We start from the raw sequence: 20,087 nt of genomic DNA on the forward strand, positions 1-20,087 counted from the left end.
TTCAGTCTTCCTTGGGCGCGTTTTCCAAATCGCGCAGCACTGCGGCAGTGTCCTGTCCGAAGCGTGGTGGCGCATAGCGGTACTGGACGGGTGTGCGGGACAACTTGAGCGGGTTTGCAAGGAGTTGCACGGCACCTTTGTCGGTGCCTTCGGCGGGGATATCGACCACGGTCCCGCGGGCCCGCGCCTGATCGGAGGTCAGCGCCTCCGCCACCGTATGGATCGGCCCCGCGGGGACTTTCACGGCGTGGCAGCGGGCCAGCACCTGCGCGCGGGGCGTGTCCTTGAGCGTCTGTGTGATGATCTCGGTCAGCGCCACGCGGTTCTCGATGCGGGCGAGGTTGGTGGTGTAGGCGGGATCGGCCGCGACCTCCGGCATCCCGAAGGCATCGCAGAACCGCGCGAATTGCGCGTCATTGCCGACAGCGAGCAGCAGGTGCCCGTCCGCACAGGGGAAGGCGTCATAGGGCACGATATTAGGGTGCGCGTTGCCGCGCCGCTCCGGCAGTTTGCCGGAGGTGAGGTAATTTGTGCCCTCGTTGATGAGCCAAGCCATCTGCGCATCCACCAGCGCCAGATCGATGTGCTGGCCTTCACCTGTCGCATCGCGGTGGCGCAGGGCGGCGAGGACGCCAATGGCCGCATACATGCCGCACATCACATCGGCAATGCCCACCCCAACCTTGGTGGGCGGGCCGTCAGGGTCGCCGGTCAGCGACATGATCCCGCCGTAGCCCTGGGCCATGAGGTCATAGCCGGGCTGGTCGCGGTTCGGTCCGGTCTGCCCGAAGCCGGAAATGGAGCAGTAGACGAGCTGCGGGTGCCGGGCCAGCAGGGTGGCGTGGTCCAGCCCATATTTCTCAAGCCCGCCGGGCTTGTAGTTCTCGATCACCACATCGGCGCGCGCTGCAAGGCTGCGCACGGTCCGTTGACCCTCTTCGGTGGAGAGATCGACCGAAATCGACAGCTTGTTGCGGTTTGCGGCCATGAAGTAGGCGGAGAGGTCGGTCGGCGTACCGTCCTCGTTTCGCGCGTAGTTTGGCCCCCAACTGCGGGTGTCGTCGCCCTTGGTCTTTGGGTTTTCCACCTTGACCACCGTGGCGCCGAAGTCGCCGAGGATCTGCGTGGCCGTGGGGCCTGCGAGGATGCGGCTGAGGTCAAGGACCACGAGGCCGCCAAGCGCCATCGGCGTGTCAGATGCGGCCATCGTAGGCTCCCCTGTCGATCACGGCGGCGATGACGGTGAAGGTGTCGGCGGTCAGCGCGCTCTTGAGCGCCGCCTCCAGCTCGGCGCGGCTGGTCACCGTGTGACCCGCACCGCCGAAGGCTTTCCCGATGGCAGCGAAGTCGTGCTTTGCGAAATCCACGCCGCGGTTCTTCATCTGGCGCGAGCGCTGCTTGAGTTCGATCAAGGCGAGAGAGGCATCGACGAAGACGACGATGATCGGTGTCAGCCCCAACTCCGCGGCGGTCGATAGCTCGCCTGCGACCATCAGGAAGCCCGCGTCGCCGCAGAAGCCGACCACGGGGCGTTCGGGCGAGGCCAGCTTGGTCCCCATCGCAAGCGGGATCGCGCAGCCCATGGTGCAGAGCGCGGTCGATTGCGTGAGCCCGCGCGGCTCGTAGCACGCCCACATCTGACTAAGGAGGATGCGGTGTGCGCCGCTGTCCACGGTTGCCAGCGTATCTCGGGGCAGGACCTTGCGACAGGTGTCCATGATCGCCGCGGGCCCCCAGTCTTCGGCCGTGGGGAAGGCCTGTGCCAGCGCATCTTTCGTGGCCTGAAGCCTACCGTTTTCCCAGGTTTTCCGGGGCGTTACGCCGTCCGACAGCGCCCCGAGGCTCGCGGCGCAATCGGCGATGAAACTCAGGCTCGCCTGGTGCATGTAGTGATGGTTGGGTTCGGCTGTGATGTCGATCACGCGCTGGCGGGTCGGGTCCCAGATGTCGCGCCAACCGATGCGCATCTCGATCGGGTCATAGCCGAGGCAGAGGATGAGGTCGGCGTCTTGCAGCAGTGGCAGAAGGTGTGTGTCCGCGAGCGGGGAAAGGCCCGCACCGCCGAGGCTGAGCGTATGGTCCTCGGGCAGCAGGCCCTTGGCCTTGTAGGTGGTCACCACCGGGACGTTGTAGGTCTCGGCGAAGCTCTGCAGGGCGGGGCCTGCCTCTTCGACCATCGCGTCGAGCCCGACGACCATCACAGGGCGCTGCGCTTCGGCGAGCCACTGGCGTGCTGTTGCGAGATCGGGGCCTGACGGGGCCGTCGGCGCGGCCTTTGCCCGATGTGGAGGTGCAGCAGCAGGCACGGCGGCGTCAGCCACGCTGATCGGCACGTCGATATGCACGGGGCCAGGCCGACCCTCGGTGGCGATGCCCACGGCCTTGTCGGCGATGACATGGGCCGCGCCGGGCACCAGCGAGAAGCTGGCCTTTGTTATGGGCCGGAACACGGCCTGCTGGTCGAGCACCTGGTGGGTGTAGGTCTGTGCTTCATCCGCATCGACACAGCCTGCGAGCACGATCAGCGGCACCCGGTCCTGATGCGCGTTGGCGACGGCATTGATACCATTGAGCGCGCCGGGGCCGACGGTGGCGACGAGGATGCCGGGCGCTCCCGTGCGGTGATAGGTCCCTTCGGCCATGAAGGCCGCCGCATTCTCATGCTTGGCGAGCACAAACCGGATACCCGCGTCTTCCAGCGCATCGACGAGCGTCAGAACCTCGCCGCCCGGCATCCCGAAGGCATAACGGCAGCCTGCGTGATAAAGGCGGCGCGCCAGCGCATCCGCGGCCCGGATTGTCGATGATGATGTGGCCACTCAAACCCCTCCGCTGCGGTTCACCGTCTGGTCATAACCGATGCAGGCGGCCGTGCAATTCACCATTCCGTTTGACGTGGTTCAGAAACCGCCGTCTCAGCGGCGGCGGTCCCGGCGCGAGGACATTGGCTGGAAGGCCACACCCACATGCGCCTCGCAATAGGGTTTGCCCTGTTGCACCGGCAGGCCGCAGAACCAGAAATCTTCGGTGGCAGGGTCGCCTACGGGCCATTTGCAGGTGCGCTCGGTCAATTCCATCAGCGTAATCTTCTTGGCCTTCTTCTCGATCTCCGAGACTTTGGCGAGCGCTTCGGGGCTGATCTCATTGGCCGACGGCTGCGGCGGCAGCGGCTGTCCTGCCGGAATGATTTGCTTGCGCGCGGGCAGAGGTCTGGGCGCTGCGGGCTCGGCCTCGGCCTTGGCGGGCTCGGCCGGTTTGGGCGCAGGCTTCGGCTTGGCCTCTGTCTTGGGCGCGGGTTTCGCCTTGGGTTCGGCCTTGGCGGTGGCGGACGCAGCCGCGCGGTTCGACAGGCCAAGCCGGTGCACCTTGCCGATCACCGCGTTCCGGGTCACACCGCCCAGTTCCTTGGCGATCTGGCTGGCGGATTGACCTTCGCCCCACATCTTCTTGAGCAGTTCCACGCGTTCGTCTGTCCAGGACATCGTCCATTCCCCAAGTCAAAAGCGGCCCTGCTGGCTGCGGGCCGCTTGCTGTATCGCTAGAGCCCTATTTTAGTCACTGGGCGCGGAGTTACAAGCGCTGAGCCGTGCTTTGGCGAAAAGGCTGTCTGGGTCTCCCCAAGCCTGCGGTGTGCGCGAATTCAGGTATTGCATTTCCGGCAGGCTCGCGTATTGCGGAGGCATGACGAGCGCGCCAAACATCATCATCCGACGACGCCCAGCGATCTAGCGATCTTCGCTGCCCCGTTGTTGTGCGCCACGCACGTCTGTCCCAGTCCACCCATTAAAGCATTGACCTGTCTCAGCGGCTGTTGCACCTCTTGTGCTCCTGCTGCGGACCTTTGAAAGAGGACGATCCGATGATCCCGACCCTTCTTCCCACCTACGCACGTGCGCCCCTGAGCTTTGTGAAAGGTGAAGGCGCCTGGCTGGTGGAGGCGGACGGGCGACGCTTCCTCGATCTTGCGGCCGGCATTGCGGTGAATGCACTTGGGCACGCGCACCCCGCGCTCGTCGCTGCGCTGACCGAGCAGGCGGGTGCGCTCTGGCACACCTCGAACCTCTACCGGATCCCGAAACAGCAGGAGCTGGCGGACAAGCTGACGGCGCTGACCTTCGCCGATACCGTCTTCTTCACGAACTCCGGCACCGAAGCCTGCGAGCTCGCGGTGAAGATGGCGCGCAAATACTGGTACGAGAAAGGCCAGCGCGGCAAGACCGACATCCTCACCTTCAGCGGCTCATTCCACGGGCGCTCGTCTGCGGGGATTGCCGCTGCAGGCTCGGCGAAAATGACCAAGGGGTTCGGGCCGCTGCTGCCGGGGTTCGTGCATCTGGATTTCGGCGACCATGACGTGCTGACGGCGGCGATCACCGAGACCACCGGGGCGATTCTGATCGAGCCGGTGCAGGGCGAGGGCGGCATCCGCCCGGTGCCGGATCAATGCCTCAAGGGGCTGCGCGACCTCTGCGATGAGCATGGGCTGCTCTTGATCCTCGATGAGGTGCAATGCGGCGTCGGCCGGACCGGCAAGCTCTTCGCCCATGAGTGGGCTGGGATCACGCCCGACATCATGATGGTGGCCAAGGGCATCGGCGGAGGCTTCCCGATCGGTGCGGTATTGGCCACCGAAGAGGCGGCCAGCGGCATGACGCTGGGCACCCATGGCTCGACTTATGGCGGCAACCCGCTGGGCTGTGCGGTGGGCTGTGCGGTGCTGGATCATGTGGCGGAGCCGGACTTTCTCGCCGCTGTGAACCGCAAGGCAGGCTTCCTGCGGCAGAAGCTCGAGGGGCTCGTGGCCGCACATCCGGATATCTTTGAGAGCGTGCGCGGTTCGGGGCTGATGCTGGGACTGAAGTGCAAGGCCGCGAATGCCGATGTCGTGCAGGCGGGCTATGACCAGCAGGTGCTGACCGTGCCTGCGGCGGACAATGTGATCCGCCTGCTGCCGCCCCTGACCATCGAAGAGCCCGAGATGGCGGAAGCCGTCGAGCGGCTGGATGCCGCCGCCCGTGCACTCTCGGCGGCCTGACCCAGTTTGAGACCCCGGACACCAGAGCCATGAATCACTTTCTAGATATACATCTGACCGATACCAAGGATCTGCGGAAGATCATTGACCACGCTGCGGAGATGAAGACGGCCCGTCAGGGTCGCCCGCGCGGGGCGCTCGACGACGACCAGCCGCTGAAGGACCGCATGGTCGCGCTGATCTTCGAGAAGCCTTCGACCCGGACGCGCGTGTCCTTCGATGTGGGCGTGCGGCAGATGGGCGGGCAGACCATGGTGCTCTCGGGATCCGACATGCAGCTGGGACACGGCGAGACCATCGCCGATACCGCCCGCGTGCTGAGCCGCTACGTGGATCTGATCATGATCCGCACCTTCGATGAGGCGGTGCTGACCGAAATGGCGGAATTCGCCACCGTGCCGGTGATCAACGGGCTGACCGACCGGACGCACCCCTGCCAGATCATGGCTGATGTGATGACCTTCGAAGAGCATCGCGGGCCGATCAAGGGCAAGAAAGTGGTCTGGTCGGGCGATGGCAACAACGTCTGCGCCTCCTTCCTGCACGCGGCTGGCCAGTTCGGGTTTGATCTGACATTCACCGGCCCCCCCACTCTGGACCCGGAACAGGAGTTCATTGACCTGGCGCGGGCGAAAGGCTCGAACATCGTGATCGAACGGGACCCGGACAAGGCCGTCGACGGTGCGGACCTGGTGGTCGCCGACACCTGGGTGTCTATGCATGATGCGCAATCGGCGCGCGAGCGTCGGCACAATCAGTTGCGGCCCTATCAGGTGAACGCGGCGCTGATGTCGAAGGCCAAGCCCGATGCGCTCTTCATGCATTGCCTGCCCGCGCATCGCGATGAGGAGGCAACCTCCGACGTGATGGACGGGCCCCATTCGGTGATCTTTGACGAGGCCGAGAACCGGCTGCACGCGCAGAAGGCGATCATGCGGTGGTGTCTGGAGGTCTGAGCGGTCTCAGAAGTCGCGCAAGATCGCCTTGAGTTCAGGCTCACGCACCTTCTCCGCCGCTTCGGCGGGAGAGAACCATTCGCGCCTGCGCTGATGGCCCTCGGGATAGCTGTTGGCGAGCGCTTCCACTTCGGCGGCGTAGACCTCGGTCTCGACCGGTGTCTTGCCGCCGCGGGCATGGTACTTGTTGTACCGGTAGTGTCCGACGGGTTGCGGCTCCACCTCGGCGGATTTGACGCCCGCTTCCTCCCAGGCTTCTTGCAGGGCGGCTTCGGAATTCTCCAGCCCGTCCATCGGCCAGCCTTTCGGCACGATCCAGCGCCCGGTGCCGCGGCTTGTGATCAGGAGCACCCGCTTTCCCGCGCGCGTCTTGCGATAGCACAAGGCGGCAACCTGACGAGCCCGCGCCTGCGGAAAGATCAGGCGAAAGGCGCCTTCGAAATGAGATTTAACGTACCCAATCATCATACCTGCCATTGGCATTTTGCCGTATTTTTGATCACTATACCGATTTCCTTAGAGATATCAAATCTCTGCGGATGTGGATAAGATCTGCGACCGATCCGGCTCCACCCTAGCGGGAAAGTTCGAATTTTCTGTAAACAAGATCACAGAGGGCCGATATTCGGCTTCCCGGTCAGATCGGGCGGGCCGGATTTCCGACAACGCGGCCCATCGGAGGCACATCCTTGGTGACCACGGCACCGGCCCCGACAATGGCCCCCGCACCGATGCTGACGCCCGGCATCAGGATGGCGCCGCCGCCGATCCAGACGTCGTCTCCCAGCGTGACGGGCAGGGCGCGCTCGATCCCGGCGCGCCGTTTTGCGATGTCGCGGTGATGATCGGCGCAGTAGATCTGGACATTGGGGCCAAGCATGCTGCGGGATCCGATAGTCACGCGCGCACTGTCCAGAATGGCGACGCCGGCATTCAGAAAGACGCCGTCGCCGAGCACCGTGTTGCAGCCGTAGGCGGTGTGGAACGGCGTCTCGATCAGGCAATCCTCGCCAACCGACATGAAAAGTGCTGCAAGCTCCGGCACCATGCCGCCGCGCCGCTCGGGCGGGCAGCTGTTGTGGGCGAAGACCGCCTTACGCGCGGCCATGCGCAGATCGTCGAGCTCGGGCGTGAGCGCATCGTACCAGTCGCCGCTGATCATCTGCTCATAGGAACTTGGGGGCATGTGTCATGTCCTCGGTTTGGCGCGCAGGGTCGGGTCGGCCTGCGTCGGGTCTTCGGGCCAGGGGTGACGCGGATAGCGGCCGCGCATGTCCTTGCGCACATCCGCGTAGGAGCTCGACCAGAACCCGGGCAGGTCCTCCGTGACCTGAAGCGGGCGTTGCGCAGGCGAGAGCAGGGTGAGCTGCACCGGGGCGCCCGCCACCTTCGGGTGGTCTGTGACGCCGAAGAGCTCTTGCAGCCGAACGGATATGCGCGGCTGACCCTCCTCGTAGGTGATGGGCACCTTGCGGCCCAGCGGGGTGACGAACTGCGCCGGGACGGCCCGGTCAAGCGCCTGCTGCTGATCCCAGCTGAGCCGGGCCTGCAGCGCGGGCATGAGGTCGAAGGCTTTCCAGTCGGCGGTGGTCTTCACGCCGGTCAGATGCGGCAGCAGCCAATCCTCAAGCGTCTCCATCAGATGCGCCTCGGAGAAATCGGGCCAGTCGGGATCGCTCCGCCGCATGAGGGCTGCGCGCGCGAGGAAGCGCTGCGCCTTCGCATCGGGCAGCAGGCCAAGCTGGCGCACGCCGTCGAGCATGGCCCGGGCGATCTCATGCGCCGGTGCGTCGTGCCAGACCCGGTCGTCGAGGACCAGCGCGCCGAACCGCTCTTGCGTGCGGGTCTCGACGCGGCCGGTCCTGCGGGACCACAGACAGCTGTCATGCCATTCGATCTGGTCTGAGAACGTGGCGCGCAGCTCCGCAGCGGACAGGGGCGCGGCCAGCCGAATGCGCGCCTCCCGCGGATCACCGTCGAGGTCCGTGGCCACGAGGAAGGGCGTCTGGGCAAGCGGATCGCCCGCAGGCACCGCAGCGCCCTTGCCGCCGGAGAGCAGATAGCGCGGGGCCTCTCCGGGACGGCGCATCCCAATGCGATCCGGATAGGCAAGTGCGGCGAGGATCCCGGGGGCATCCGGCCCGGTCCCATGCGATGTCTTGGCGAGCCGTCGTGCCTCCTCGCGGATGCGCGCCACGGTCCCGCGATGCAGGTCGGCCCCGTGCTCAGCCTGAAAACGCCGCGGCGATCTGAGCGCGGCGACGCGCAGGCTCAGATCTGTGGAGTGATCCTTCAAAAAGTCGCGTTCGGATAAGATCGCAGCCAAAAGGGGTGCATCACCGCCACCTTTTGCCACCATATGGGCGAGGCGAGGATGCAGAGGCATGGTCGAGATCGCCTTGCCATGTGGCGTAATCCGACCCTGAGCATCCAGCGCGCCAATCATCTCGAGCACTGTTCGGGCTTCGTCGTAGCGGCCGGCGTGCGGGGGTGTCACGAAGGGCATCTGCTCGGGTGCGCTGCCCCAAGCGGCGAGCTCCAGCGCGAGACCGGTCAGATCCCCCGCCTCGATCTCGGCGGGCGGATGCGACAGCAGCGCGCCCTCCTCGCCGCGGGTCCAGAGCTTGTAGCAGTGCCCGGGCGCCACGCGCCCCGCGCGGCCCATTCGCTGGGTCGCCTCGGCGCGGGTGACGCGGGTGGTGATCAGCCGCGACATTCCGGAGGCCGGGTCGAATTCGGCCCTCCGCGAGAGCCCCGCGTCGACAACGATGCGGATGTCTTCGATGGTCAGCGAGGTTTCCGCGATGGAGGTGGCAAGCACCACTTTGCGGCCCGTCTCCACCGGCGCAATGGCTGCGCGTTGATCCTTGAAGGGCATGGCACCAAACAGCGGGCGCAGGCTGATGCCCGGTCCAATCTGCGCGCGGAGGACGGCTTCGGTGCGGCGGATCTCACCCTCGCCGGGCAGGAAGACGAGCGCGCTGCCGTCCGCCTCGGAGAGCGCTGTCATGATCAGATCGGCGACCGCGTGCTCCAGCCGCTGGGTCTTGGGCCGGGGTTTTGGCAGCCAATGCGGGGTGACCTCGAAGGCGCGGCCGTCCGAGGTGAGAACAGGGGCCTGCATCAACTTTGCGATGGGCGCCGCATCGAGCGTCGCGGACATCGCCACGAGGATCAGATCTTCGCGCAGCGCGTCCGCCACATCGAGGCAGAGCGCCAGCCCCAGATCCGCGTTGAGCGAGCGCTCGTGGAACTCGTCGAAAATCACAACGCCGACGCCCGGCAGGTCGGGTTGGGACTGGATCATCCGGGTCAGGATGCCTTCGGTCACCACCTCGATACGGGTCGCATCGGAAACCTTGGCCTGTCCGCGAATGCGGTAGCCGACGGTGCGTCCAACCCGCTCGCCCAGAGTTTCCGCCATACGCTCAGCGGCGGCCCGGGCGGCAAGGCGACGGGGCTCCAGCATCAGGATCCTGCCGTCGGTCAGCCCGGCCTCCAGGATCGCCAGGGGCACGCGGGTCGTCTTGCCCGCGCCGGGCGGGGCCTGCAACACAAGGCGCGGCATTTGGCGCAGGCTCGCCGTGACTTCGGCGAGGATATCGTCAATGGGCAGAGCGACCGACATGCGCCCGGTGTAGCGAATGCGTAGGGTGCCGCCAAGCACTGGACATTTCCCCACGCCTGCCGGAAAACCTGCGGAACAACGAGGGACAGGCTGCAATGGAAATCGGCGATCTGGCAAAGCGCGTGGCAGCGGGAGAACGTCGGGCCCTGGCGCGGGCGATCACGCTGGTCGAAAGTGCCCGCGCCGATCACAAGGCACAAGCGGCCGCACTCCTCGAGGCGCTGCCGAAAGACCGGCAGGCGCTGCGCATCGGGCTTTCGGGGACGCCGGGTGTGGGCAAGTCCACTTTCATCGAGAGCTTCGGCATGATGCTGGTTGAGCAGGGCCTCAAGGTCGCGGTGCTGGCGGTTGACCCGTCCTCGACCCGTTCGGGCGGCTCGATCCTTGGCGACAAGACCCGGATGGACCGGCTGTCGCGGGCGGAGGGCGCCTTCATCCGCCCGTCGCCCAGCCAGACCCACCTAGGCGGTGTCGCGCGGCGGTCGCGCGAGGTGGTGGCGCTCTGCGAGGGGGCCGGGTTCGATGTGGTCCTGATCGAAACGGTTGGCGTCGGGCAGTCCGAGACCGTGGTGGCGCAGATGGCCGATATCTTCCTGCTTCTTCTGGCGCCCGCCGGGGGAGATGAGCTGCAAGGCGTGAAACGCGGTATCATGGAGATCGCCGATGTCATCCTGATCAACAAGGCCGATGGCGACCTGAAAGCGGCCGCCACAAGGACCTGCGGGGACTACGCGGGCGCGCTACGCCTCTTGCGCAAGCGGCCGCAGGATCCGGACGGCTTCCCCAAGGCGATGATGGTCTCGGCGGCGGAAAACACCGGAATTGAAGCCGTTTGGCAGGATCTTCTGCATCTGCGCGACTGGCGCACCGCGCAGGGTTTCTGGGACAAGACCCGCGCGGAGCAAGCGCGATACTGGTTCGAGGAGGAGGTGAAGACCACGCTCCTGTCACAGCTGCAAACCCCGGCGGCGCGGGCCGCCCTGGCCGAGTTGGGCGCCGCCGTTGCGCAGGGCGACAAAGCGCCCACAGCGGCAGCGGCGGAGTTTCTCGCCAGCCTGCCTCGGCACAGCGCCTCAAAACCCTGATTTCCCCGCTCCGCTGGGTTGACCGGGCGGGCGATTCCCACTAAAGCCTGCGAACGAATTTCCGGGGCGTAGCCGATGGCTGCTCCCTTTTGTCGTCTTACGGAGCGCCGGGGCGACCTTAGCTAGAGGATAGACCCATGTCGCGCGTTTGCGAATTGACCGGAAAAGGCCCGATGACTGGCAACAATGTCAGCCACGCCAACAACAAGACACGCCGGCGCTTTCTGCCGAACCTGAACGACGTCTCTTTGCAGTCCGAAGCCCTTGGCCGCGCGTTCAAGTTCCGGATCTCGGCAGCTGCTCTGCGCACCGTGGATCATCGCGGTGGGCTCGACAAGTTCCTGGCCAAAGCCAAGGATAGCGATCTGTCGCCAAATGCGCTGAAGGTGAAGAAGGCGATTGCGAAAGCCTCCGACACGGCGGAAGCGCTGAGCTAAGTCTGTCACATCGCTGAAATGTCGCACCCTGCCCGGACCTGGGCAGGGTTTTTTGTCAGCGGGCCAGAAGCTCCTCGACCCAGCGCGGTAGGGTCTGGCTGGCGGAACCGATGCGGATATCGTCGAACTGGCTGCCGACCAGCGAGGGTTCGATGTTGAACTCCACGGTCCGCGCGCCCGATCGCCGGGCTTCCGCAACGAACCCCGCCGCAGGGTAGACGTTGCCCGAGGTGCCGATGCTCGCGAAGAGATCCGCGCCTGCCAGATGCTCGAAGATTTCGTCCATATCATAGGGCATTTCGCCGAACCACACGATGTCGGGCCGCGCGGTTGGCCGCTCGCAGGCGGGGCAGGCATCACCGGGTGCCATCACCAGAGGCGCGGGCCAACGGTGATCGCAGGTGGCACAGAGTGCCGATTTCAGCGCGCCGTGCATGTGCATCACCTTCCGGCTGCCCGCCTTCTCGTGCAGATCGTCAACATTCTGCGTGACGACCACAACCTCGCCGTCAAAGTCCTGTTCGAGCCGGGCGAGCGCGCGGTGCCCCTCATTGGGCGCAGCTTCGGCCGCTTGCGCGCGGCGGGCGTTGTAGAACTCCATCACCAGTTTCGGATCGCGCGCGAAGCCTTCGGGCGTGGCCACATCCTCGATGCGGTGCTGCGCCCAGAGCCCGCCTTCGGCCCGGAATGTCCCAAGCCCGCTTTCGGCCGAGATGCCAGCGCCTGTCAGGATCACGATTTTCCGCATGTCTATACTCCCCGCTGCTCGGCACAGTGATGACCCGCGCGTCGCAGGCTGTCAAAATCTTTGCCCCTCAAGGGGGCAGGATCTCAAGTTCGCCCGACAGGAACGGCAGGTCTGAAAGCGCGGGGTCGATCATATGGGTTTGGATCAGACGGCGCATGGTCTGGGCGATGTTGAGCGGGACGTCATCGGCCCAGTCCTCGCTGGCAAAGAGCGAGATCTGCCGGGCAAAGGGCGGCCCCGGCAACGGGAAGGCCTCGATCTGGGTGTGAAAGCGGTGCGCCCGCATGAAGCCGAGCGGCGTCGTGATCGTCCAGCCGATCCCGCGGGCCACCATCGCCATGAGCGCCAGGTGGCTGCCAATCTCGAAACGCTCGGGGTGCGCGCCAAGCTCCGAGGCCAGATGCGCTTCGATCTGCTGGCGGATGAGTTGGTCGTTGTCATAGCGCAGAAACGGCAGCCCGCCGGGATCCGGCAGTTCGGTTTCACTGCGCCCGGCACCGCGCGGCGCGACGCGCATAAACGGATCGCGCGCCAGCGCATGCTCGACCACGCCGTCAATCGGGCGGCCGGTGCTGGCCGAGATCGCCAGATGCAGTCGTTTTTCGGCCATGGCAGCGGCCAGATCGTTGCTTGAGGCGGTGATCATCTTGAACTTGCAGCCGGTCAGGCTCTCCGCAAGGATGGTGGCAAGGCGCGGGGTCACACTGTCGTCGAAATCGTCGATGATGCCGATGCTGAGCGCCTTGAGGTGGGCGAGGTCCATCACGGTGATTTCGCTACGGGCCAGTCGCAATTCGGTCAGCGCCGCCTCAGCGCGGTGCAGAAACAGCGTGCCTGCAGGTGTGAGCCGCATGGGCCGGCGCCTGTGGTCGACCAGTTCGACCCCGATGGCGGTCTCAAGGTTGCGCAGCTGCTGGCTCACTGCCGGTTGACTGAGACCGGTTCTGGCCGCAGCCTGTGCGACCGACCCGGTGCTGGCCAAGGCTTCGAAGACCTCGAGCCCGCGCAGGGTGATGCCTTTCATCATGGGTGCGCACCTTCTGATAGGTTTTCAATTTCTTGATGATGTTTTGCGTGAAGGTCAAGAAATATGGGACCTGGCCTCTGACAAATGTCAAAAATCAGAATACGCAGGCCGGCTTGCAGTAGAGGTTCAAATCCGCGACGGTGGTGGCGCAGATTGAGGGACCCCGCCAATGAAAGTCGCGACCGCCGCCTATTCGCTCGATGCTCTGACCTCCTGGGCCCAGTATGAAGACAAGATCAGCGCCTGGGTCGCCGAGGCCGCAGGGCAGGGGGCCGATCTTGCGGTCTTCCCGGAATATGGCGCGATGGAGCTTGCCACGCTTGCGGGTTTGGAAGTGGCTGCGGATCTGGAGGCGTCGCTCTTCGCCGTATCGGAGCGGCTGGCGGATGCGGATGCGCTGCACAGCCATCTCGCACAGCAATACGGTCTGCACATTCTCGCTGCCTCCGGTCCGGCGGCCACTGACACCCGGCCAGTCAACCGCGCGCGCCTCTTCGCGCCGGGCGGGCAGAGCGGCGCCCAGGACAAGCAGATCATGACCCGGTTCGAGCGGGATGTCTGGCGGGTGATTGGCGGCGGGCCCTTGCAGGTATTCGAGACCAACCTCGGCAAGATTGGCGTTCTGATCTGCTATGACAGCGAATTTCCCCTGCTTGGCCGCTCCCTGTCGGACTGTGACCTCATCCTCGTGCCATCTTGCACCGAGGCGCTTTCGGGCTACTGGCGCGTGCGGATCGGAGCGATGGCCCGGGCGCTGGAGAACCAATGTGTGGCCGTCATGGCCTCTCTGGTCGGGGAGGCATCTTGGTCGGAGGCGGTGGATGTGAGCACGGGCACTGGCGGCGTCTTCGGGCCGCCCGATACCGGCTTTCCCGCCACAGGCGTTCTTGCCGAGGGGACACTGAATGCGCCGGGCTGGACCTACGCAGAGGTCGATCTGGCGGCGATCGCGCATGCGCGGGCCGATGGGGTGGTGCTCGGGCGCGCCCATTGGCCGGAGCAGATCGGGCGCGATGGGTCCCCGCCAATCCTGCAAATGCGTTAATTCCCCTTGAAAAACCACCGAAATGCGCGCATTTAAGCGGCGTCCACAGTTGGGTGGGCGTGCAATGAAGGAGAAACCATGGCCAAGGAAGATACGCTCGAATTTCCCGGTGTCGTGAAGGAACTCCTGCCGAATGCGACGTTTCGGGTCGAGCTTGAGAATGGCCATGAGATCATCGCACATACGGCAGGAAAGATGCGCAAGAATCGCATCCGCGTTCTGGCAGGCGACAAGGTTCAAGTCGAGATGACGCCTTACGATCTGACCAAGGGTCGGATCAACTACCGCTTCAAGTAAGCCTTTGTTTATTCTGGGGTCTGGAAGTCCGCGCCGCAAGGAATTGCTGGCGCAAATCGGCGTTGTGCCCGACGCGATCCGCCCACCGGACATCGACGAAGACCCTTTGAAGGGTGAGTTGCCGCGCGCGTATTGCCAGCGGATCACGCGCGAGAAGGTCGGTGCGGTACAGGCAGGATCGGACGACATCGTGCTTTGTGCCGACACCACCGTCGCCTTGGGGCGCCGGATCCTCGGCAAGCCAGCGGACACGATAGAAGCGGAGAACTTTCTAAAGCTGCTTTCAGGGCGCCGGCACCGTGTCATCACGGCGGTGGCTGTCCGCCGTGGCGGGCGGGTCTGGGAGGCTGATGTCGTGAGCACCGTTCGCATGAAACGCCTGTCTGACGAAGAGCTGCGCGGCTATCTCGCCACCGGCGACTGGCAGGGCAAGGCGGGTGCCTACGGCATTCAAGGCCCGGCCGGCCGCCTGATCCCCTGGATCAGCGGCTCCTTCACCGGCATCGTGGGATTGCCGCTGGCCGAGACGGCGAACCTCCTCTCCGCGGCAGGTCTGCCGATGTGGCAGCACGCCTCATGAAGGGGCGCACAGTCGTTCTCGATCAGATCGGAGACCGTGAGGCGGCGGCGCTCATGGTCGATGGACAGTTGGAAGACCTGCTGATCGAAGCGGACGCCCCGCGCCCGGGCACGGTGTATCGGGCGATTGCTGACCGGCCGGTGAAGGGGCAGGGCGGCATGTTCCTCAGAACGCCGGCTGGTCCGGCCTTCCTGCGGCAGGTGAAGGGCCTTGCGCCCGGTCAGCCCTTGCTGGTGCAGGTCACGGGCTACGCCGAGCCGGGCAAGGCGCTGCCGGTCACGCAGAAGCTGCTCTTCAAAAGCCGCTATGCCATCGTGACCCCCGGCGCGCCGGGGCTGAACATCAGCCGGGCCATCAAGGACGAGACGCGGCGGGATCAGCTGCTGGAGATGGCGCATGACATCGTTTCGGAGGAGACACTCGGGCTGATCCTGCGGTCGTCGTGCGCCGAGGCCGAAGCTGACGACATCACCGGCGACATCACCCAGATGACCACTCTCGCGACGCAAATTCTGGGTGATGCGGGGCGGGACTGCGAGGAACTGCTCGAGGGCGACGGGCCGCACATTCTGGCGTGGCGGGAATGGGTCGCGCCTGCCGAGATCGTGATCGACCCGGGCGGTTTCGAAAGCCACGGCATCCTCGATGTCATCGACCGGGCCCGCCGCGCCGAGGTGCTGCTTGAGGGCGGTGGGTCTCTCTACATCGAGCCCACGCGCGCGCTGGTCGCGGTGGATGTAAACACAGGCCACGACACCTCGCTTGCGGCGGGCCTCAAGGCCAACCTGGCCTGCGCTAAGGCTCTGCCGCGCGCGCTGCGGCTGCGGGGCCTGGGTGGGCAGATCGTGATCGACCTCGCGCCGATGCCCAAGAAAGACCGGCGTGCCTTCGAAACCGCCCTGCGCCAGGCCTTCCGGGCCGATGACATCGAAACGGCCCTTGTCGGCTGGACGCCGCTGGGCCATTTTGAGTTGCAGCGCAAACGCGCGCGCCCACCGCTCGCCGAGGTCCTGACATGAACTGCCCGATCTGTGGAGACGAGACCCTGCCCGAGATGCGCCCCTTCTGCTCGAAGCGCTGCGCCGATCGCGATCTGGCGCGCTGGTTCAACGGCAGGTACGCAGTCCCGTCGAGCGATCCGGAAGATATCGACGCCCTGGAAGAGGCACTCGACGCCGCCGCGCAGGCGCAAGAGAGGCAGGACAAACCGCACTGATGGGCAGGCAGCTCCGGCGGGCTTTCAGGCCGCCGCCGCCCTAAAGTGTGAAGTCCGGCAGTTGGTCGAAGGCGGTGCGCAGTGCATCCCCCCAGCCGGTCGAGATGCTCTGATAGACGGCGTCATCCGCCTCGATCCGCCGTTCCAGCAGCGGGACAAAACCGTCGTTCTCATAGACCATCAGGTCGAAAGGCGGGGCCACCGAGAGGTTCGAGCGGACCGTGGAATCGAATGAGACCAGCAGAAGCTTCACCGCATCTTCGAACCGCATCGCAGGGTCATAGGCCCGCACCAGGATTGGGCGGCCGTACTTCGTCTCACCGATCTGGAAAAACGGTGTCTCTTCGGTCACCTCGATGAAATTGCCCTCGGGATAGACCAGAAACATGGTGGGTGCGCTGCCCTGGATCTGGCCGCCCAGAATGACCGTTGCCTGAAACGCACCGTCTCCGACCGGACCGACGGGTGCGCTCTGCGCGATGACCTCTTTCAGCGTCCGCCCCACCATGCGCGCCACCTGAAACATCGAGGGCGCATGCAGGATCGAGGGATCCCGCTCGCCCACGGCCTTCACGCGCTCTTCGATCATGCTCACGAGGGCCTGCGTGGTCGCGAGGTTCCCTGCCGTCATCAGCGTGATCAGTCGCTCGCCCGGCACGCCCCATTGAAACATCTTGCGCGTCTTGGCGAAGTTGTCGACACCCGCGTTGGTGCGGGTGTCGGACATGAACACTAGGCCGCGGTCGAGCCGCAGGCCCACGCAATAGGTCATGATATCCAGTCCATCATCTGTCTTGCTGCAGAGGCTTACTGCTGTATCTGCAGCGACACAATCATCGATTCTTTCGCAGCGCCCAGCCGCAGACCGGAAATCGGCGCCGCTCGGCGGTAGTCGCGGCCATGGGCCAGCCGCACGTAGCGTTCGTCAGGGCTGATGCCGTTCGAGACGTCGAACCCGACCCAGCCGAGACCGTCCAGATGCGCCTCGGCCCAGGCGTGGCTGGCGTCCTGATCGATGCGATCATCCATCAGTAGATAGCCCGAGACGTAGCGCGCAGGAAGTCCCGCCGCCCGGGCAGCGGCCACGAAAATCTGCGCGTGATCCTGGCAGACACCGCTGCCGCCCATGAGCGCCTCTTCGGCGGTTGTCGCAGCATAGGTCTCACCGATCTGATAGGGCGCGGCCATCAGGATCGAACTTGATAGCGCATGCAGGGCGGCCAGCTGATCGCTGCTCCCTACCAGATGCTTGGCCAGCGCCATAATGCCTGGGCCGGCTTCGGTGAGCGGGGTGGGCTGCTGGAAGTACCACAGGGGGGCGGGTCCGTAGACCTTGCCAAGAACGCCTGACGTGTCTGTTGTCTCGACCTCACCGGTTGCGGTGATCGCCACTTCTGTCGCACCGCGGTCCACACTAACCAAATGGACCTGTCCGCCGTTGTGGTCGCGGTACTTGGTCTCGATCCTGCCACCCTCGACCGTGATCTCCCATGTCAGCACCTGCTGTTGAGCGGTATTCGGCGGGCTCAGCCGGACCTGCTGCAGGGCATAGTCCACCGGCGCGTCATAGTGGTAGCGGGTCGTGTGGTTGATCGTGAGCTGCACCTGACGCCTCCTAGGCCATGAACCGGTAGTCCTGTTCGATCTGCGACCCGAGGGCGTTGTTGTCGCGGATGAACTCGGTCACCACCTCGTGCAGGCCAAGATCGAAGACGGTGTTGATGTCCGATTCGCGCACCCAGCGTTTCAGCCTGTCGGCCAGATCGTGGCAGGGGTGGCGCTGCTCGTACTCTTGTTCGAGATACCGCAGGTTCTCAGTGGTCTGCTTGACGCAGAAGGCGAGTGAGCGCGGCAGGCGCTTGTCGAAGATCAGAAATTCGGCAATCGCCGTCGCGGTCATGTCCTTTTCGTCGAGCCAGCGGAAACAGCGATGCGCCGAGACCGAGCGCAGGATCATTTCCCACTGCACGTTGTCGAGCGAGGATCCCACCGCAGAGGCCGACGGCAACAGTGTATAATATTTCACGTCGATGATCCGCGCGGTGTTGTCCGCCCGCTCGATGAAGGTGCCGATGCGGGCGAAATCATAGATGTCATTGCGCAGCATCGTGCCATAGAGCGCACCGCGCACCAGCGCGCTCTGCTTTCGGATCGTCGCCAGCACGCTTGGCAGATCGACCGTGGTGACAGGTTCTTTCAGCAGATCACGCAGGGTCATCCAGTTGTCATTGACCGCTTCCCATACCTCGGTCGTCAGTGCCGTCCGAACCAGCCGCGCATTGTCGCGCGCGGATTTCGTGACCGAGATTACGCTCGAGGGGTTGTCTGGGTCGCGCAACAGCCAGTCCATCACCAGCGTGTCGCTGTAGCTGTCGTATTTGGCCTGATATCCCATGGCCGCACCGGAGGTCGTAACCACCGATTGCCATTCGGACTCGGCATCCGAGGAACGGGTGAGCGCCATGCGGAAGCCGGCCTCCAGCAGGCGTGCGGTGTTTTCGCTGCGCTCGAGAAACCGGAACATCCAGTAGAGGCCACCTGCGGTTTTTCCCAGCATGTCAGTCCTCCAGCACCCAGGTGTCTTTGGTTCCGCCACCCTGGCTGGAGTTCACGACCAGCGAGCCTTCGGTGAGCGCCACCCGAGTGAGCCCGCCGGGCGTGATGTTCACCCCCTGCGGTGAGACGAGCACGAAGGGCCGCAGATCCACGTGTCGCGGCGCCAGCCCCTGATCGACGAAGATCGGCACGGTGGACAACGACAGCGTGGGCTGAGCGATGTAGTTCGCGGGCCGCGCCTCCAGCTTCTTGCGGAAGGCCGCAATCTCCTTCTTGCTCGCCGCCGGACCGACCAGCATTCCGTAGCCGCCGGAGCCATGCACCTCCTTCACCACGAGCTCGGAAAGATTGTCGAGCACGTATTTCAGCGCCTCCGGTTCAGCGCAGCGGTAGGTTTCGACGTTCTTCAGCAACGCCTTCTCGCCAGTATAGAACTCCACGATTTCAGGCATGTAGGAGTAGATCGCCTTGTCATCGGCGATACCGGCGCCGGGCGCATTGGCGATGGTGATCCCGCCTGCGCGGTAGATATCCATGATGCCCGGCACGCCCAACATGCTTTCGGGGTTGAAGCTCAGCGGATCGAGGAAATCGTCATCGATCCGTCGGTAGAGCACGTCGACGACATGGTATCCTTGCGTGGTCCGCATGGCGATGCGGCCGTCGACGACGCGCAGATCATGCCCTTCGACAAGCTCGGCCCCCATCTGGTCTGCGAGGAAGGAATGCTCGAAGTACGCCGAGTTATGGATGCCCGGTGTCAGGACGGCGACGCGCGGCTTGCCGGTACAGGCCGCCGGTGCACAGGCTGCAAGTGAGTGGCGCAGGTTCTTCGGATAGTCGCTGACCGGCTGGACGCGGATCTGCGCGAAGAGTTCGGGGAACATCTGCAGCATCGTCTCGCGGTTCTCCAGCATGTAGGAGACACCGGACGGCGTGCGGGCATTGTCCTCCAGCACGAAGAAATCCCCCTCACCGGTGCGCACGATGTCCGTGCCGACGATGTGGGTATAGACCTTGCCGGGTGGGGTGAAACCGATCATCTGCGGCAGGAAGGCATCGTTCTGCGCGATCAGCTCTTTCGGGATACGGCCGGCCCGGAGGATTTCCTGACGGTTGTAGATGTCCCAGATGAAGGCGTTGATCGCGCGCACGCGTTGCTCGATACCCTTGGACAGGCGGGTCCATTCCCGGTGTGACAGGATGCGAGGGACGAGGTCGAAGGGGATCAGTCGCTCCTGCGCCTCGGCGTCACCGTAGACGTTGAAGGTGATGCCGGTGCGGCGAAAGAAGGCTTCGGCCTCCTGAGACTTCGAGGCCAGGCGCCCGGGATCCTGGGACTTGAACCACGTATCGTATCGTTCGTAGGGGGGGCTGATCGATCCGTCAGATCGGATCATCTCGTCGTAAGTCGTCGGGCCTTTTGTCATTCGGTCATGATACCGAACAGCTATCGCCGCACAACCAATTGGTTGGC

At 64.8% G+C, this 20,087-nt stretch carries 21 protein-coding genes; 9 read left to right on the plus strand and 12 right to left on the minus strand.

Annotated elements, in window-relative coordinates; genetic code table 11:
• Position 1 precedes the first annotated feature (1 nt).
• The 3 genes from MUB52_RS12585 to MUB52_RS12595 all read right to left on the minus strand — a co-directional run bounded on the left by MUB52_RS12585 (position 2) and on the right by MUB52_RS12595 (position 3,482).
• Positions 2 to 1,207 (minus strand): CaiB/BaiF CoA transferase family protein, encoded by a 1,206-nt coding sequence (locus tag MUB52_RS12585; RefSeq protein WP_263844581.1) that lies wholly within the window; start codon positions 1,205 to 1,207, stop codon positions 2 to 4.
• A complete protein-coding gene (locus MUB52_RS12590; protein ID WP_263844582.1) occupies positions 1,194 to 2,819 on the minus strand; it encodes a thiamine pyrophosphate-binding protein in 1,626 nt (541 codons plus the stop codon). Before MUB52_RS12590 ends, MUB52_RS12585 begins: the two co-directional genes overlap by 14 nt.
• 96 nt (positions 2,820 to 2,915) lie before the next feature.
• Entirely contained in the window at positions 2,916 to 3,482 is a 567-nt protein-coding gene (locus tag MUB52_RS12595) for a GcrA family cell cycle regulator (RefSeq protein ID WP_263844583.1), read from the minus strand.
• A gap of 377 nt (positions 3,483 to 3,859) precedes the next feature.
• On the opposite strand from MUB52_RS12595, the gene MUB52_RS12600 reads away from it, so the two are divergent.
• Both MUB52_RS12600 and argF read left to right on the plus strand, forming a co-directional pair.
• Positions 3,860 to 5,035 (plus strand): aspartate aminotransferase family protein, encoded by a 1,176-nt coding sequence (locus MUB52_RS12600; protein WP_263844584.1) that lies wholly within the window; start codon positions 3,860 to 3,862, stop codon positions 5,033 to 5,035.
• 29 nt (positions 5,036 to 5,064) lie between these two features.
• Complete coding sequence (gene argF / locus MUB52_RS12605) at positions 5,065 to 5,991, plus strand: ornithine carbamoyltransferase (RefSeq protein WP_263844585.1); 927 nt, start codon at positions 5,065 to 5,067, stop codon at positions 5,989 to 5,991.
• Between the two features lie 6 nt (positions 5,992 to 5,997).
• Here the strand turns inward: argF and MUB52_RS12610 are convergent, their stop codons facing one another.
• The 3 genes from MUB52_RS12610 to hrpB form a co-directional block, all read right to left on the minus strand.
• On the minus strand, positions 5,998 to 6,456 hold the full coding sequence (locus MUB52_RS12610) for an NUDIX hydrolase (protein ID WP_263844586.1): 459 nt from the start codon (positions 6,454 to 6,456) through the stop codon (positions 5,998 to 6,000).
• 172 nt (positions 6,457 to 6,628) lie between these two features.
• Positions 6,629 to 7,177: a sugar O-acetyltransferase gene (locus MUB52_RS12615; RefSeq protein ID WP_263844587.1), complete on the minus strand. Its 549-nt coding sequence runs from the start codon at positions 7,175 to 7,177 to the stop codon at positions 6,629 to 6,631.
• 3 nt (positions 7,178 to 7,180) lie between these two features.
• Positions 7,181 to 9,619: an ATP-dependent helicase HrpB gene (gene hrpB, locus MUB52_RS12620; protein ID WP_263844634.1), complete on the minus strand. Its 2,439-nt coding sequence runs from the start codon at positions 9,617 to 9,619 to the stop codon at positions 7,181 to 7,183.
• Between the two features lie 95 nt (positions 9,620 to 9,714).
• Between hrpB and meaB the strand changes: the two genes are divergently transcribed.
• Entirely contained in the window at positions 9,715 to 10,704 is a 990-nt protein-coding gene (gene meaB, locus MUB52_RS12625) for a methylmalonyl Co-A mutase-associated GTPase MeaB (RefSeq protein WP_263844588.1), read from the plus strand.
• Positions 10,705 to 10,841: 137 nt separating this feature from the next.
• The gene (rpmB, locus tag MUB52_RS12630; RefSeq protein WP_263844589.1) at positions 10,842 to 11,141 is read left to right on the plus strand and encodes a 50S ribosomal protein L28; all 300 of its coding nucleotides are present in this window, start codon (positions 10,842 to 10,844) and stop codon (positions 11,139 to 11,141) included.
• A gap of 55 nt (positions 11,142 to 11,196) precedes the next feature.
• On the opposite strand, the gene MUB52_RS12635 is transcribed toward rpmB, so the two are convergent.
• Entirely contained in the window at positions 11,197 to 11,889 is a 693-nt protein-coding gene (locus MUB52_RS12635; protein WP_263844590.1) for an NAD-dependent deacylase, read from the minus strand.
• 67 nt (positions 11,890 to 11,956) lie between these two features.
• Complete coding sequence (locus MUB52_RS12640) at positions 11,957 to 12,913, minus strand: LysR family transcriptional regulator (protein WP_263844635.1); 957 nt, start codon at positions 12,911 to 12,913, stop codon at positions 11,957 to 11,959.
• 172 nt (positions 12,914 to 13,085) lie between these two features.
• On the opposite strand from MUB52_RS12640, the gene MUB52_RS12645 reads away from it, so the two are divergent.
• The 5 genes from MUB52_RS12645 (at position 13,086) to MUB52_RS12665 (ending at position 16,054) form a co-directional block, all read left to right on the plus strand.
• A complete protein-coding gene (locus MUB52_RS12645; RefSeq protein ID WP_263844591.1) occupies positions 13,086 to 13,961 on the plus strand; it encodes a carbon-nitrogen hydrolase family protein in 876 nt (291 codons plus the stop codon).
• Between the two features lie 78 nt (positions 13,962 to 14,039).
• The gene (gene infA / locus MUB52_RS12650; protein WP_005978431.1) at positions 14,040 to 14,258 is read left to right on the plus strand and encodes a translation initiation factor IF-1; all 219 of its coding nucleotides are present in this window, start codon (positions 14,040 to 14,042) and stop codon (positions 14,256 to 14,258) included.
• A gap of 4 nt (positions 14,259 to 14,262) precedes the next feature.
• On the plus strand, positions 14,263 to 14,838 hold the full coding sequence (locus MUB52_RS12655; protein WP_263844592.1) for a Maf family protein: 576 nt from the start codon (positions 14,263 to 14,265) through the stop codon (positions 14,836 to 14,838).
• Positions 14,835 to 15,857, plus strand: a complete 1,023-nt coding sequence (locus MUB52_RS12660) for a ribonuclease E/G (protein WP_263844593.1) — start codon at positions 14,835 to 14,837, stop codon at positions 15,855 to 15,857. The genes MUB52_RS12655 and MUB52_RS12660 overlap by 4 nt, the downstream gene beginning before the upstream one ends.
• Positions 15,854 to 16,054 carry a DNA gyrase inhibitor YacG gene (locus MUB52_RS12665; RefSeq protein WP_263844594.1) on the plus strand — a complete coding sequence of 67 codons (201 nt, stop codon included), beginning with the start codon at positions 15,854 to 15,856 and terminating at the stop codon, positions 16,052 to 16,054. Before MUB52_RS12660 ends, MUB52_RS12665 begins: the two co-directional genes overlap by 4 nt.
• 40 nt (positions 16,055 to 16,094) lie before the next feature.
• Here the strand turns inward: MUB52_RS12665 and MUB52_RS12670 are convergent, their stop codons facing one another.
• Genes MUB52_RS12670 through MUB52_RS12685 form a run of 4 tightly spaced genes read right to left on the minus strand, consistent with a single transcriptional unit; the run spans position 16,095 to position 20,040 of the window.
• Positions 16,095 to 16,826, minus strand: a complete 732-nt coding sequence (locus MUB52_RS12670; protein WP_263844595.1) for a peptidase — start codon at positions 16,824 to 16,826, stop codon at positions 16,095 to 16,097.
• 35 nt (positions 16,827 to 16,861) lie between these two features.
• Positions 16,862 to 17,659: a transglutaminase family protein gene (locus MUB52_RS12675; RefSeq protein WP_263844596.1), complete on the minus strand. Its 798-nt coding sequence runs from the start codon at positions 17,657 to 17,659 to the stop codon at positions 16,862 to 16,864.
• A 10-nt stretch (positions 17,660 to 17,669) separates the two neighbouring features.
• Positions 17,670 to 18,611 carry an alpha-E domain-containing protein gene (locus MUB52_RS12680; protein WP_263844597.1) on the minus strand — a complete coding sequence of 314 codons (942 nt, stop codon included), beginning with the start codon at positions 18,609 to 18,611 and terminating at the stop codon, positions 17,670 to 17,672.
• Position 18,612: 1 nt separating this feature from the next.
• Positions 18,613 to 20,040, minus strand: a complete 1,428-nt coding sequence (locus MUB52_RS12685) for a circularly permuted type 2 ATP-grasp protein (protein ID WP_263844598.1) — start codon at positions 20,038 to 20,040, stop codon at positions 18,613 to 18,615.
• Between the last annotated feature and the right edge of the window lie 47 nt (positions 20,041 to 20,087).

The organism is Roseobacter sinensis (assembly GCF_025755255.1).
GTDB classification, from domain to species: Bacteria; Pseudomonadota; Alphaproteobacteria; order Rhodobacterales; family Rhodobacteraceae; genus Roseobacter; species Roseobacter sinensis.